Below are 13,978 nucleotides of genomic sequence, written 5' to 3' on the forward strand. Positions count from 1 at the left end.
ACTTGATGCCGACTTGAAGTGCTTCGCTGCCTTGATGGCACTCACGGAGAAAATGCTGGACCGCGGCCTGCGGTGGTGGAGCCGGCACGGCGGGCTCGCGCAGTTCCACCGGCCGGCGGGGGCCGCCGGGCACGTCGCCGGCTGGGTCATGGGCCACCGCTCGTCGAACGTGGCGCGCAACCGGTGGGCGGCCGGGCTGCTCGATGTCCGCCCGGCCGACCGCGTGCTCGAAGTCGGGTGCGGCCCGGGGGTGGCGGTCGCCGCCCTCGCTGCCCGCGCGACCCGGGGCACGGTGGTCGGCGTCGATCACTCTCCGGTCATGATCCGCCAGGCCCGCCGCCGCAACCGGGCCGCCGTGCGGGCCGGCCGGGTGCGCCTGGTCTGCACGTCCGTCGAGGACCTGGCCTTCGACGCGGAGTCGTTCGACGCCGCCCTCGCGGTCAACACGGTCGGCATGTGGCCCGACGCGGCCGTGCGGCTCCGCGAAATCGCCGGAGCGCTCCGGCCCGGCGGACGGATGGCACTGGTGTCGCAGCCGCGTTGTGCCGGGGCGTCCGCGGCCACCTCGGCGGCGGCCGCAGCGGAGCTGTCGGGCCTGCTCACCGACGCCGGGTTCGAGGAGCTCCGGACCGAGTCGCTCGACCTCGACCCGCCGGTGGCGTGTGTCCTCGGCACCCGGCCTAACCGCGCTTGAGCTGCCGGTACTCCCGCAGCACCAGGACGATGATCACGACGTCGAGCGCGGCGAAGAACGGCAACGCGATCGAGTGGGTGTGCACCGCGCGGAAGATCTCGTACGCCACGAACGCGGCGAGGATGACCGCCGCGACCGGGTAGGCGCGGACGATCTTGCGGGCCAGTGCCCACACCAGGCCGAGCTTGATCAGCCCGTGGGCCAGCAGGTACGCCACCGCGAACGTCTTCGTGTCGCCGTGGAGGAAGTTCTCGGTCGCCGATTCGAGGTGGCGCGCGAGCGTGCCCGACGGGTCGCCGAGCAGGTCGCGGGTGATCACGGCGTGGGTGAACCCGCTGACGGCCGCCGCCGGGACGAACGCGAGGATCAGGGCCCCGACGACCTGCAGGGCGCCGTCGAGGCCCTTGATCGCGATCGCGATCCGGAAGAACCGCTCGGTCGCCGTCGGTTTCTGCTCGGTCATACCCCCAGCTCAGCAGAAACGGCGGGGCAGCGCACGTGGAGGCACTTTTCGCACCGTTCGTGCCGCGCTGTCCGCCCGGTCGGGTCCGTCCCGTAAAAGGGGAAACAGGCCGCGCCGCAGACGGCGAGGAAGATCGGCCCGCACCGGAGGGGGTGCGGGCCGACCTGGTGGGCGACGGCGAGGGCGCGCCGCCGTGCGCCCGCTTCGGGGAGCCAGCCGTCCTCCGGGAGGCCGGCCCGGACCTGGGCGTCGAGCTCGTCGGCCCGCGCGACGAGGTCCCCGCCGAGGTCGGCGAGCCGCTCCCCGAGATCGCGGAGGATGTCGGGCCGCGGCGCCTCCTCCCCGACGGTCCTGGCCAGCCAGGCCACGTCGGGGGCGAGCGAGGCGTGCAGGTCGCGGAGGCGCTCAAGCAACCGGAGATCCCGATCGGCACCGATCAGCACCGCGCCAGCCACGCCGCCTCGCATTCGGTACAGGTCGGATCGAACCAGTTCCCGCCGAGCTGCGGAACATCCCGCACCGCGACGGTCACCTCTTCCCCGCACAAAGCCACGAACCGTTCCTCCGGACGCGGCGGGAACACCCCGTCGAGCGCGTGCCGCTTTCCCTCCGCTTGCTGCCACCTCAACATGATGTCCATTGAAACTGTCCCGCCCGGCGGACACCAACACGCGAAAGGTCGGTGTCCGGCCGGGCCGGGACTTCGCGGCGGGGCGGCGGCAAGGCCACCTCGGGTTACACGGCGGGCGGCGGCGCCTGCGTGCCCCACGCCGTGGGGGTGTCGCTCAGGGAGAAGCGGATCTTCCCCGCGCGCAGCAGGTCCGCGTGGGAGAGCCAGCTGCGGCCGTAACTCCCGTGTCCGATTCGGACGTCCCTTGTGTACTGGAGCTTCGCCGCGCTCGCGCCCGGCGCTTCGATCTCGATCTTGCGGCCGCCGTCCGGTCGGATCTCGACATTCTCGAACATCGGCGTGCTGAGCAGGTACGTCCCCGATCCCGGCTGGGCTTCGAACACCCCCGTCATGCCGAAGACGAGCCACGACGAGATGGTGCCGAGGTCGTCGTTGCCCGGCATGCCGTACGGCGTGTCCGTGAACAGCGTGCGCGCCGCCCGCAGCACGGCCGAGGTCTTCCACGGCGCGCCCGTCCAGCTGTACATCCAGGGCGCGTGCAGGTCGGGCTCGTTGTTCGGGTTGAACGCGAAGTTGTTGTGGTAGTCGTACGCGCCGTGGACCCAGGAGTCCTTGGCCGCCTTCGCCGGGTCGGTCAGCAGCAGCGGCATGTCGAAGAACGTGTCGAGCCGCTTCTCGGCCTGCGCCGGGCCGCCCATCAGGCCGAACAGCTTCGCGGTGTCCTGTTGGGCGAGCCACTGGTACTGCCACGGCGTGCCCTCGTGGAAGCCGACGGACTGCGCGGGGTCGGGGTCGCCGACGCCGGTGCCGTCCGCCGCCTTCGTGCGGGGGAACCCGGTGAAGCCGTGGGATTCGACGCTGGTGTCCCACAGTTTCGCGAAGTTTCCGCAGCGGGCCCGCAGGGTCGCCGCCTTGTCGCGGTAGCCCAGGCCGGAGGCCATCGTCGACAGGGCGCAGTCGGCGAGGGCGTACTCGAGGGTCGCCGAACCGGCCTGGCGCGTGTCGCCGTAGGTGTAGCCCGGCAGGTCCTGGTAACCGATCCAGCCGTTCCGCACGTACGTCGGGTTGCCGTCGCGGCCGCGGAAGATCGACTGGTCGGCCGGGACTTCGTTGGCGTTGCGCCACAACGCGTCGAACAGCTGACGCGCGGTCCGGTCGTCGAGCAGGCCGCGGCGGTAGTTGTCGACCACCCACGGCGTGACGGGGTCGCCGCTCATCACGTTCGTCTCGCCGCCGGCCAGCGCCCAGCGCGGGACCCAGCCGCCGTCCTGGTAGATCTTGAGCACGGACTTCGTCATGTCCGCGGCCTTGTCCGGGTGCAGCAGCGCGACCAGCTGGTTCTGCGAGCGGTAGGTGTCCCACAGCGAGAACATCTGGTAGTAGGTGTCCCGGCTGCGGTGCACGGCGTCGTCGAAGCCGCGGTAGGCGCCGTCCACATCGGATCCGACCGACGGGTGCAGCAGCGACCGGTACAGCGCGCTGTAGTACGTCCGCTGGTCGGCGGTGGTCCCGCCGGCGACGCGCATCCGGTTCAGCTCGTCCCGCCACGTGTCGTGGGCGGCTTTGCGCGCCTTGTCGAACGACTTCGGCTGCTCGGCGGTCCGGTTGAGCCGGGCGCCGTCGATCGAGGTGTAGGAGAGGCCGACGGAGGCGCCGACCTGGCGCTTGTCCGTCCCGAAGGTGAGCCAGGCGCCGGTGCGCTGCGAGCCGAGCTCGGCGTCGCGCTGGTTCGGCGTCAGCGTGTTGTCGGTCCAGGTGCCGAAGCCGGTGAACTTGCGGTCGAACTTGGCGCTGAAGAAGACCTTGTAGCGCTCCTTTTGCGTCTCCCAGCAGAAGTTGCCGCCCTGCAGCCAGCCCTCGACGGTGTCGTCCCCGACGACGTGGACGTCACCGGCGTAGGTGTAGCCGTTGCTCTCCCCGACCTCGATGAGGACGTTCTCGCTGCTCCCGGCCGGGAAGGTGTAGCGGTGCTGGCCGGTGCGCTGGGTGGCGGTCAGCTCGGCTTCGACGCCGTTGGCGAGCTTGACGCCGAAGTACCCGGGCTGCCGGGTTTCGTCGGCGTGGCTGAACCCGGTGCCGTACTTCGCGGGATCGCTCGTGGTGACGGCCCCGGTGGTCGGCATGAACCGGAAGTTGCCCATGGTCTGGCAGCCGACCCCGGAGAGGTGGGTGTGGCTGAAGCCGAGGGTGGTGTTCTGCGCGTAGTCGTAGGACGCGTACTTCTTGAGCTGGGTGTCCGGGCTCAGCTGGACCATCCCGAACGGCGTGGTGGCGCCGGGGAAGGTGGTGCCGTCGCCGTTGTTGCCGATCGAGGTGTCGACGAGCGTGGTGGGGTCGCCGGCGAACCGGGCGTCCGCTTCGGCCGGGGTGGCGAGGGCCATCGTGGTGGCCCCGGCGAGCAGGGTGGCCAGGACGCGCGTCCCCGCCGACGAGGTGAACCGCCTCATCCGTGTCCTCCTGACAACGTTGTCACATGCACGGTGGGATCTTTTCCGTTGTCCGGTGGACAAATCAACCCCCGCCGCAAACGCCCCAATGTGGCCTTGGTTGCGTCTGACGCACCGAAGGCCGCCTTGGGTGCGTCTGACGCACCGAAGGCCACATTGGGGCGCTCGGGCTCAGGGACGGGAGGTGACCGGCGGACGTGGGCGAGCGCAGGCTGCGGCGTACGTGTCGCACAGTTCGGCGATCACCGCCCGGGGTTCGGTCCGGAGGCGACTCGGAAGCGTCTGCAGACAGACGATCCCCGCCGCCGAATATCGCGCGTTGCGGGCCAGCGTCGTCGCGTAGTGATTCCCGCCCTCGTGAAACTTGCGCGAGTCGATCTCCCAGGCGAACGCCAGGTCTTCACACCATGCGTCCGGCTTCGAGAGGAAGCGGCCGTGCCGATCGAAGACGTTGACGTTCCATTCGGCCGGCGGCAGACCCGAAAGCTTCCAGATCTCCCAGGCGTCACCTTCGGCCACCGATTCCGCGCCGGCAAGGAGCGCTTGGAGTGCCCGCCGCGGGATCGCGGAACCGCGCTGGCTGCCACGACACAGCTCACGATCGAGTTGTTCCGGAGTGCACTTCCGTCGCTGCACCGCTTCGGCGAGCATTCCCTGCACGGTGTCGAAATCCCGGATACGACGGGCGCCGTCCAGCACGGCCCGGTGGACGGGCGCGACCGGTAAGCCGTCGCGAGTTACGGCGTTCGGTAGCCGGGTAGTGCGCTCCACGACAGCGAAGCCCGCACTGGTGACCTCGCGTTCATGCGGCACCAGAAGGTGGACATCGCTCGGAGCAGGCACTTCACGCAGGCCGTGCCGGCGCAGAGCCCAAAGGCCCGTGATCATGGAGTCCTCACCGCCTCGCAACAGGCCGGCTCTCAGCCGTTGCTCGTCAGTGGGTTCCGACGGGTGCAGCAGGATCACGCCAGGCAACAGCCGACGCCATGGCCCGCCGGGCAGGCATCGCCGGTAGATGCTGCTGCGGGGCATGCCGATCTCTTCGAGTTCGGCGACTCGCACGACGTCCGGGCTGCCCGAGCGGCCCGTGACAAGCGGGTGTTTGGTCCAGGTTGGTCTCTGCATGCCGGCGATGATGACCACCACGTCCGACAGATTCTCGTCGCGGTCTGCCGCGAACGGAGGATTCCGGTCATTCTCGTCCGGAATCCACCCGTTCGCGATGCCCGGGCTCAAGCGCCCCAAGGCGGCCTTCGGTGCGTCTGACGCACCGAAGGCCGCCTTGGGTGCGTCTGACGCACCGAAGGCCACATTGGGGCGCTTGGGGCCGAGGATCAGATCTGGTGGGTCACGTGGCCGTCGACGATCGTGGCCGTTACCGGGATGGTGCGCAGGTCGGCCGGGGACAACACCGACGGGTCCGCCGCCGTCACCATCAGGTCCGCCACGTCGCCCACCGCCACTCCGCGGCGGCCGCCCGACGAACACGCCAGTGCGTCGGTGAACGGGATCGCCTGCTCCGGGTGCCACGGCGGGCGGTCGTCGTCCGTGCGGGAGATCGCCGACGCTATTCCGTCCCACGGGTCCAGCGGGGCCACCGGGGCGTCCGAGCCGAACTCCAGGCGGGCGCCCGACTCCAGCAGCGACCGGTACGGGAACGCCCGCTCGGTGCGCCCGTGCCAGTGCCGGTCCGCGACGTCGCGGTCGTCGGGCTGGTGGGACGGCTGGACCGCCGCGATCACGCCCAGCGCGGCGAACCGCGGGATGTCCGCCGGGGACAGCAGCTGCGCGTGCTCGATGCGGCCCGGACAGCCGATCTCCTCGAACGCGTCCAGCGCGATCGTGTTCGCCCGGTCGCCGATCGCGTGCACCGCCGGGAGCAGCCCGTGGTCGAACGCCCGCTGCATCAACGGGATCAGTTCCGACGGCGGAAGTTCCAGCGACCCCGGCGAATCCACGCCGGGGTAGGGGTCGTGGCAGTAGGCCGTGCGGGTGTTGAGCGACCCGTCCACGAAGAGCTTGAACGGCCCCACCGTCAGCAGCCCGCCCGAATCCGGGAGGACGTCGCCGGTGCGGAGGCCGGCTTCGATGGTCCGGTCCAGCAGGTGCTTGGCGATCACGCAGGAGATCCGCGCCGCCGGGGCGCCGCGGCGGGTCCAGTCCGCCACCGTGTCCGCGTACTCGTAGTCGACGAGCTGCGTCACGCCGCGCGCGGCCGCCGCGGAAACCGCTTCCGCGACCCAGCGGTCCTGGACGTCGATCGCCGCCGTCGGGAGCTGGGCCGTCGCGGTCATGCAGTCGCCCTCGAGCAGCACGCCCGTCGGGTGCTCGCGGCCGATCAGCTTCAGCGCCGCCGGGCTCAGCCAGAGCGTGTGCAGGTCCGCGCCGAACAACGCCACCGCACGCCCGGGCAGCGCCCGCTGCAGCAGGTCCTTGTGCGGCCGGTCCGGCCACAGCGCGTCGCGGAACCCGGCGCCCACGACGAGTTCCGTCTGCGGCGCCGGCGTCGCCAGCAGGTGCGCGAGCAGCAGCTCGATGGCCTCCCCCGCCGAGCGCGCCGCGTCCAGCGGGATGCGCCGCCGCGAGGTCGCCCACTGCACGAGGTGGACGTGCGCGTCGACCAGTCCCGGCAGCAGCGTGCCGCCGTGCCCGTCGACGACCCGCGCGGCGAACCCGGTCGACCCCGGCTCGGTGATCGACGTGATCCGGCCGTCGGTCACCCGGACGTCGGCGAGGTCGCCACCGAGCCCCGGCCGGACGCGGCGCAGCAGGAGATCATCCATGCGGACAACCATGCCAGCCCGACCCGTCCGGGTGAAGCACGGCTTGAGATGAGGAATACCCGGGCACTCCCCTACCGTTGCAGTACACGGCAGCCGTCGCCCGCCGAAGGGTCAGGGCCGGTCAGGAGCGCCGCCTTCACAAGCCGCGCAGGGTTCGACTCCCTCGGTTGCCACGCGAGCCTCGGGGCGAGGCCCGTGCGCGAAGAGCGCGCACCGGCCTCGCCTCGCGGCGTTTCCCGGGGGTCGCACCCCCGGACCCCCGTCAGGGGGCAAACCCCCTGAACCCCCGCCGTGGTCCCGTTGCGGGTATCAGCCCACCGGGATGTCCCTGCGCCGCAAGGCGAACAGCCCGGCCGCAGCGGCCGTCACCGCGATCGCCGCCAGCCACAGGGCCGGGGCCGCCGAGAACGTTCCGCCCGGCAACCGCGGCAGGTGCTGGAACGGCGAGATCCCCAGCACCACGTCGTTCCACCGCAGCGCCGATCCCACCAGCGACAGCACCAGGAACGCCGCCAGCAGTCCCCAGGCCGCCGCCGCGAAGCGCGGGAAGAAGCCGGCCAGCAGCACAGCCAGGCCCGTCAGGACCCACACCGCCGGCAGCTGGGCCAGCGCCGCCGGCACCAGGCCGAAACCGCTCCCGTAGCCCACGCCCGTCGCCCAGCCCGTCACCGCCAGCACGAACGCCGGGCCGCCGAAGGCGAACGTCAGGTGGGCCATGGCCCAGCCGACGCGGCCGACCGCCGTCGCCAGCAGCGGTTCCGCCCGGCCCGCGGCCTCCTCCGCACGCAGCTTCAGCGTCGCCTGCACCGCGTAGCCCGCCGCGGCCAGGCCGAACAACGTCATCGTGCCCGCCAGGTACGCGTCCAGCACCGCACCGCCGCCGCCCACGCGGGAGAACACTTCGGCGACGCTGCGGTTGTCGCGCAGCACGTCCGCGACGTTCTGCGCGACGCCGCCCATCAGCAACCCGACGAGCGCGAGGCAGCCGGTCCAGACCAGCAGGGCACCCCGCTGCAGCCGCCAGGCCAGCGCCAGCGGCGAGCGCAGCGACGCCTTCGCCGCCGGCCGTCCGAGCCGCGCCGGCAGCAGCGCCGCGCCCAGGTCGCGTCGAGCGGAGAGCGCCACCCCCACGGCAACCAGGAGACCCGTGGCGAAGACACCAAGCCCGAGGACCCACCACCGTTCCCCGGCGAACGGCCGCAGCCGGTGCGCCCAGCCGATCGGAGACAGCCACGCGAGCCGGCTCGCCGAGCCGCTGCTGTCCCCCGCCGCACGCAGCAGGAACGCCAGCGCGAGCAGCCCGATGCCGATCCCCCGTGCGCCGCCCGCACCCCAGGTGAGCTGCGCGGCGACCGCCCCGGCCCCGGCGAACACCCAGCCCGCCAACGCGAATCCGGCCCCCAGCGCCAGCGCGCCCGCCACCGGGACGCCTTGGGCGGCGACGCCGGCCGCCGCCAGCAGGCCGAACACCGAGCACGCACCGCAGGCGGCGAGCACCGCCGCGACCAGCCCGGCGTGGCGGCCGACGACCGTCGCCCCGGTGAGCTCACGGCGGCCCGCTTCCTCCTCGGTCCGGGTGTGCCGCACCACGGTGAGCAGCGCGATCAGCCCCACGACGACGGGGACGAACCCGCACTGCCAGGCCAGGAGGTTCCCGGTGGACGAGCCGTAGAGCGGTCCGTTGCGCACGACGAAGGTGGCGCTCGAAGCGTTGAGGTCGAAGAAGTGCTGCCGGGCCGCGGCATCCGGGTACGCCGCCCTGATCGACGACAGGTAGCCGACGGGCGCGAGCGTGAGGCCGAGGATCCAGACCGGCATCAGGAACCGGTCCCGGCGCAGGATCAGGCGCAGCAGCGCCCCGGTCCCGGTCACCGCGCCGCTCCGGCCGGCTCGTCGTGGCGGTAGTGGCGCAGGAACAGCTCTTCCAGCGTCGGCGGACGGCTCACCAGGCTCCGCAGCCCCGCCCCGGCGAGGTGCCGCATGACGTCGTCCAGCGCGGTCTGGTCGACCGACAGGTGGACGTGCGAGCCGTACGAGCTCAGCTCGTGCACGCCCGGCAGCGCCCCGAGATCCGCCGGGACGTGCGCGAGCGAGGCGTCGATGGTGATCCGGCCCAGGTGCCGCAGTTCGTCGAGGGTCCCGGACTCGACCGTGCGCCCGGCCCGGACGATCGTGACGCGGTCGCACAGGGCCTCGACCTCGGAGAGGATGTGGGAGGACAGCAGCACCGTGCGGCCGCCGCGTTCGCGCTCTTCGGCGACGACCTGCCGGAACTCCTCCTCCATCAGCGGGTCCAGCCCGGACGTCGGCTCGTCGAGGACCAGCAGCTCCACATCGGACGCCAGCGCGGCGACGAGCGCGACCTTCTGCCGGTTGCCCTTCGAGTACGTCCGGCCCTTCTTGCGCGGGTCCAGGTCGAACCGCTCGATCAGCTCCGCGCGGCGAGCGGTGTCGAGCCCGCCGCGCAGCCGGCCGAGCAGGTCGATGACCTCGCCGCCGGTCAGGTTGGGCCAGAGCGTGACGTCGCCGGGGACGTACGCGAGCCGGCGGTGCAGCTCGGTGGCGTCGGTCCAGGGGTCGCCGCCGAGCAGAGTCGCGCGGCCGCCGTCGGCCCGCATCAGCCCCAGCAGGACGCGGATCGTGGTGGTCTTGCCGGCGCCGTTGGGCCCGAGGAAGCCGTGCACCTCGCCGGTGTGGACGGTCAGGTCGAGCCCGTCGAGGGCCCGGGTCCGGCCGAACGCCTTGGTGAGACCGTCGGCGGTGATCGCGTCGGCCATCGTCATGCCCTTCGTTTGGTGTCCACTTTGGACAATGTTTCGCCCACCTTGCCGAGCAGCTCGGGGTCGGCGGGCGGGTGGGTCAGCACGTGCGCGGCGGCCGCCATGATCCGCAGGGTGGCTTCGTGGGTGTCCGGTGCCTCCCCCAGCACCTCGGCCATCGGGGCGTGGAAGACGAACAGGCCCCCGGTCATCGCGACGAGCGCGGCCGCGGCGGCGCGCGGATCGGCCCCGCCGAGGTCCGCGGCCCGGAAGTACGCCTCGGTTTCGTCGACGACCTCGGCGAACTGCCGGGCCGCCGCCGCGGAGCCGTCGATCATGGCCCGGCCCAGGTACCGCCGCAGCAGCAGCTGGCGCGGGTCGAACGTCGGCAGGAAACCGGCGTCCGCGCCACCCTTCTCCAGCGCCTCCAGCTTGAACCGCAGCAGTTCGTCGTGGACGCGGGTGTCGCACGCCTCGCGCAGGCCGTCCTTGGAGCCGAAGTGGTGCCGGATCAGGCCACCGGAAACGCCGGCGGCCTCGGCGATGTCCAGGATCGACGTCTTTTCCATGCCGCGGTCGGCGAACAGGCGGATGGCGGCGTCGCGGATCCGGGCCCGCGCGGTGAGGTCTTCGGAGTTCATCAGCGTCCTATACGTGCATGTAGTCGACTACACGTGAATGTAGTCCGCTACTCGCGCGTATAGCAAGGCGTCGCTTCACGTGAAAGCGGCGCTTCGGGTGACGGACCAACCGATTACTCCATTTGGCTCGCAACCAATTGCGTTCTATGGGCTAACTGTCTGATTGCTACCGAACATCCCGGCCTGTGTACTGCTCGGACGCATATCTTCACGAAGGGTCGTTTCAGTGACACAGCACAGATCGCGCTGGAGACGGCGGGCCGGGATCACCGTCCTCGCCACCGCACTCGGCGCCTCCGTCCTCGGCGTCGCCGTCCCGGTGGCCTCTGCCCAGCAGGCCCCGCCGACCAACGGCGCGGCCGACGGCAAGACCCTCGACGAGCACGACCGCGCACTCGTCGCCGAGGCCGAAAAGGCCGGGAAGCCCGACGTCACGCTGCTGATCGCCGCGGAAAAGGGCCAGACCGGCGCCGCCGTGGCCGAGCTCAAGGCCCTCGGCGGGGTCGTCCAGTCCACCGACACGAAGCTCGACTACGTCAAGGTGAGCATCCCGCCGGAGAAGGCCGAGAAGGCCGCCAAGCTCAAGTCGGTCAACGCCGTCGACGTCGACGGGCTGATCGTGCGCGACGACCCGAAGCCCGACGGTGCGACCACCCCGCTGCCGCAGCCGGCCCCGGGCAAGGACACCCCGCGCGTGAACCCCTACCTGCCGACCGGGGACACCTACGCGGCGCAGTTCGGCCAGGTCCTGCCCAACTGGGACGGCAAGGACACCACGGTCGCGGTGCTCGACTCCGGCGTCGACCTCGACTCCCCCGCGCTGGCCACCACCAGCCACGGCGAACGCAAGATCGTCGACTGGTACAACGCCAACGCCACCAACTCCGGCGACGGCACCTGGGTCAAGCAGTCCACCCAGACCTACACCGGCACCTTCACCGTGAACGGCAAGACGTGGACGGCCCCGGCGACCGGCGGCCCGTACACCTTCGGCGTCTTCACCGAGACCGCCGGCGACCTGGGGGCCGCCGACAGCGAGACCGGCGGTGACGTCAACCGCGACGGCGACCGCGCCGACTCCTGGGGCGTGCTGCTCGACAGCGCGACCAAGGAGGTCCGGGTCGACCTCAACGGCAACGGTGACTTCACCGACGAAAAGCCGATGACCGACTACAACAAGAAGTACGACGTCGGCTTCTTCGGCACCGACAACCCGGCGACCGACATCGCCGAGCGGATGGCCTTCGTGGTCCAGACCGACAAGCCGGGTTACGTCGGTATCGGCATCGCCGGTGCGGAGCACGGCTCGCACGTCGCCGGCATCGCCGCGGGCAACGACCTGTTCGGCGGCAAGATGGACGGCGCGGCTCCGGGCGCGAAGGTCCTGGCCGTCAAGGTCTGCCTCACCAGCTCCGGCTGCACCTCCTCCGGCCTGATCGACGGGGTCGTCTACGCGGCCAGCCACGGCGCCGACGTCATCAACATCTCGATCGGCGGCCTGCCGGCGCTCAACGACGGCAACAACGCCCGTGCGGAGCTCTACAACCGCACGATCGCCGAGTACAACGTCCAGATCTTCATCTCGGCGGGCAACAGCGGCGCCGGGGCGAACACCGTCGGCGACCCGTCGGTGGCCACGGACGCGATCTCGGTCGGCTCGTACATCACCAAGGAGACCTGGCTGTCGAACTACGGCTCGGTCACCAGGAACGCCGAGTCGCTGCACCCGTTCTCCTCGCGCGGCCCGCGGGAGGACGGCGGCTTCAAGCCGGACATCATCGCGCCCGGCGCGGCCATCGCCACCGTCCCGCGGTGGGAGCAGCCGAGCCCGGTCGCCGGCACGTACACCCTGCCGGCCGGCTACGCGATGCTGCAGGGCACGTCCATGGCGGCGCCGCAGGCGACCGGCGCGGCGGCACTGCTGGTGAGCGCCTACAAGGCGACGCACAACGGGCAGCGGCCGCCGGTGGCGCAGCTGCGCGCGGCGATCAAGTCCACCGCGCGGTTCGTGCCGGGCATCGGCGCGTACGCCCAGGGTGCCGGCCTGTTCAACGTCCCCGCCGCGTTCGTGGCGCTTTCGCTGAACCCGAAGCCGGACGCCGTTTCGACGTCGGTCGAGGTGCACACCGCGCTGTCGGGCCTGCTGGCCAAGCCGAACACGGGCGTGGGCATCCACGACCGCGAGGGGGTGACGGTCGGCAAGGCCTACACCCGGACGTACACGATCACCCGCACCACGGGCTCGGCGCACCCGGTGCCGTACTTCGTGCGGTGGGTCGGCAACGACGGCACGTACTCCTCCGGTTCGACGGTGGTGCTGCCGCTGAACACGCCGGTGAAGTTCGACGTGAAGGTGAACCCGAAGAGCGCCGGGGTCCACTCGGCCCTGCTCTACCTGGACAACCCGCTGACCATCGGCATCGACGTGCAGACGCTGAACACCGTCTTCGCGCCGCAGGAGTTCGTGGCCGCCAAGGGTTTCCAGGTCGACAACTCCGGCAAGGCGGCCCGCAACCAGGCGACCAGCTACTTCGTGCGGGTGCCGCAGGGCGCCAGCGCGCTGAAGGTGGACATCGACGCCGGCGGCGGCGCCCCGGGCAAGGGCCAGGTGCGGTTCCTGCGGTACGACCCGACCGGTGTCCCGGCCGAGGCCAGCACCGCGACGACCGCGTGCTACCTGCCCGACGCCGGTGCGGGCTGCGCCGGCGGCACGCCGACCAGCCGGACCATCGCCAACCCGCTGCCGGGCGTGTGGGAGATCGTCGTCGAAGCGCGGCGGACGTCCGATGTGGACGAAGCGCCGTACAAGCTGTCGGCTTCGGTGCTGGGCACGGCGATCTCGCCGAACCCGGACACCATCGCCTCGGCCACGCTGAACACGCCGATCTCGCGGTCCTACACCGTGCAGAACACGCTCGGCGCGTTCACCGGCAAGCTGACCGGCGCCACGCTGGGCAGCGCGAAGACGCAGCGGCCGTCGATCACGGAGGGCACGCAGCAGCAGTACCAGATCGCGGTGACGCCGGGCTCGACGTCGCTGACCGCCACGATCGGCAACCCCGCCGTCGTGGGCACGGACCTCGACCTGGTGCTCTACAACTGCACGACCGGTTCCTGCGTGCAGGCGGGCAGCAGCGCGGACGGTGACTCCGAGGAGTCGGTGACCGTGCCCAACCCGGCTCCCGGTGTGTGGGTCGCGCTGGTCGACGGGTACGCGGTGCCCGGTGGCACCACGGCCTACGACTACCTCGACGTGTTCACCAACCCGGCGTTCGGTTCGGTCGCGGTGACCGACGCCAACGCCCTGCGCGCGTCGGGCAGCTCGTGGACCGTGCCGGCGACGGTGACGGCCACCGCCGCCCCGGCCGCGGGCCGGACCCTGCGCGGTCAGCTGACCGTGCAGACCGACACCGGTGTCACGGTCGGTTCGTCGCTGGTGCAGATCACCGCGGTGAGCTAGCCCCGGCCCAAGCGCCCCAAGGCGGCCTTCGGTGCGTCAGACGCACCGAAGGCCGCCTTGGGTGCTCCATCCATGCCCCCGCCACCACCCTCAACGGAGG

Annotated in this window: 11 protein-coding genes; 2 read left to right on the plus strand and 9 right to left on the minus strand. The window is 71.6% G+C overall.

Features of this window, described 5'->3' with window-relative positions; translation table 11 throughout:
- Positions 1–34 precede the first annotated feature (34 nt).
- Complete coding sequence (locus tag ACLJOU_RS22015) at positions 35–694, plus strand: class I SAM-dependent methyltransferase (RefSeq protein ID WP_410569536.1); 660 nt, start codon at positions 35–37, stop codon at positions 692–694.
- Here ACLJOU_RS22015 and ACLJOU_RS22020 read toward each other — a convergent pair.
- From ACLJOU_RS22020 to ACLJOU_RS22060, 9 genes are all read right to left on the minus strand, one after another.
- Positions 681–1,157 (minus strand): DUF2127 domain-containing protein, encoded by a 477-nt coding sequence (locus ACLJOU_RS22020; protein WP_410569537.1) that lies wholly within the window; start codon positions 1,155–1,157, stop codon positions 681–683. The two genes, ACLJOU_RS22015 and ACLJOU_RS22020, sit on opposite strands and share 14 nt — an antisense overlap.
- Positions 1,154–1,570 (minus strand): hypothetical protein, encoded by a 417-nt coding sequence (locus ACLJOU_RS22025; RefSeq protein ID WP_410569538.1) that lies wholly within the window; start codon positions 1,568–1,570, stop codon positions 1,154–1,156. Before ACLJOU_RS22025 ends, ACLJOU_RS22020 begins: the two co-directional genes overlap by 4 nt.
- Before the next feature lie 23 nt (positions 1,571–1,593).
- On the minus strand, positions 1,594–1,788 hold the full coding sequence (locus tag ACLJOU_RS22030; protein WP_410569539.1) for a zinc finger protein: 195 nt from the start codon (positions 1,786–1,788) through the stop codon (positions 1,594–1,596).
- Positions 1,789–1,892: 104 nt separating this feature from the next.
- Complete coding sequence (locus ACLJOU_RS22035) at positions 1,893–4,235, minus strand: GH92 family glycosyl hydrolase (protein WP_410569540.1); 2,343 nt, start codon at positions 4,233–4,235, stop codon at positions 1,893–1,895.
- A 171-nt stretch (positions 4,236–4,406) separates the two neighbouring features.
- On the minus strand, positions 4,407–5,471 hold the full coding sequence (locus tag ACLJOU_RS22040; protein ID WP_410569541.1) for a hypothetical protein: 1,065 nt from the start codon (positions 5,469–5,471) through the stop codon (positions 4,407–4,409).
- Between the two features lie 98 nt (positions 5,472–5,569).
- Entirely contained in the window at positions 5,570–7,018 is a 1,449-nt protein-coding gene (locus ACLJOU_RS22045; protein WP_410569542.1) for an amidohydrolase, read from the minus strand.
- A gap of 309 nt (positions 7,019–7,327) precedes the next feature.
- Complete coding sequence (locus tag ACLJOU_RS22050) at positions 7,328–8,890, minus strand: ABC transporter permease (RefSeq protein WP_410569543.1); 1,563 nt, start codon at positions 8,888–8,890, stop codon at positions 7,328–7,330.
- Positions 8,887–9,795: an ATP-binding cassette domain-containing protein gene (locus ACLJOU_RS22055; RefSeq protein WP_410569696.1), complete on the minus strand. Its 909-nt coding sequence runs from the start codon at positions 9,793–9,795 to the stop codon at positions 8,887–8,889. Before ACLJOU_RS22055 ends, ACLJOU_RS22050 begins: the two co-directional genes overlap by 4 nt.
- 2 nt (positions 9,796–9,797) lie before the next feature.
- On the minus strand, positions 9,798–10,418 hold the full coding sequence (locus tag ACLJOU_RS22060; RefSeq protein WP_410569544.1) for a TetR family transcriptional regulator: 621 nt from the start codon (positions 10,416–10,418) through the stop codon (positions 9,798–9,800).
- Between the two features lie 226 nt (positions 10,419–10,644).
- Between ACLJOU_RS22060 and ACLJOU_RS22065 the strand changes: the two genes are divergently transcribed.
- Positions 10,645–13,878: a S8 family serine peptidase gene (locus ACLJOU_RS22065; RefSeq protein WP_410569545.1), complete on the plus strand. Its 3,234-nt coding sequence runs from the start codon at positions 10,645–10,647 to the stop codon at positions 13,876–13,878.
- Positions 13,879–13,978 lie beyond the last annotated feature (100 nt).

The sequence above is a fragment of the Amycolatopsis sp. cmx-4-61 genome, from assembly GCF_046548775.1.
GTDB lineage: Bacteria > Actinomycetota > Actinomycetes > Mycobacteriales > Pseudonocardiaceae > Amycolatopsis.

Bases quoted from the DNA above. Each gene is read 5' to 3' on its own strand.
- ACLJOU_RS22015 (WP_410569536.1), top strand. From the start codon at position 35: ATGGCACTCACGGAGAAAATGCTGGACCGCGGCCTGCGGTGGTGGAGC.
- ACLJOU_RS22020 (WP_410569537.1), bottom strand. From the start codon at position 1,157: ATGACCGAGCAGAAACCGACGGCGACCGAGCGGTTCTTCCGGATCGCG.
- ACLJOU_RS22030 (WP_410569539.1), bottom strand. From the start codon at position 1,788: ATGTTGAGGTGGCAGCAAGCGGAGGGAAAGCGGCACGCGCTCGACGGG.
- ACLJOU_RS22035 (WP_410569540.1), bottom strand. From the start codon at position 4,235: ATGAGGCGGTTCACCTCGTCGGCGGGGACGCGCGTCCTGGCCACCCTG.
- ACLJOU_RS22045 (WP_410569542.1), bottom strand. From the start codon at position 7,018: ATGGATGATCTCCTGCTGCGCCGCGTCCGGCCGGGGCTCGGTGGCGAC.
- ACLJOU_RS22055 (WP_410569696.1), bottom strand. From the start codon at position 9,795: ATGGCCGACGCGATCACCGCCGACGGTCTCACCAAGGCGTTCGGCCGG.
- ACLJOU_RS22060 (WP_410569544.1), bottom strand. From the start codon at position 10,418: ATGAACTCCGAAGACCTCACCGCGCGGGCCCGGATCCGCGACGCCGCC.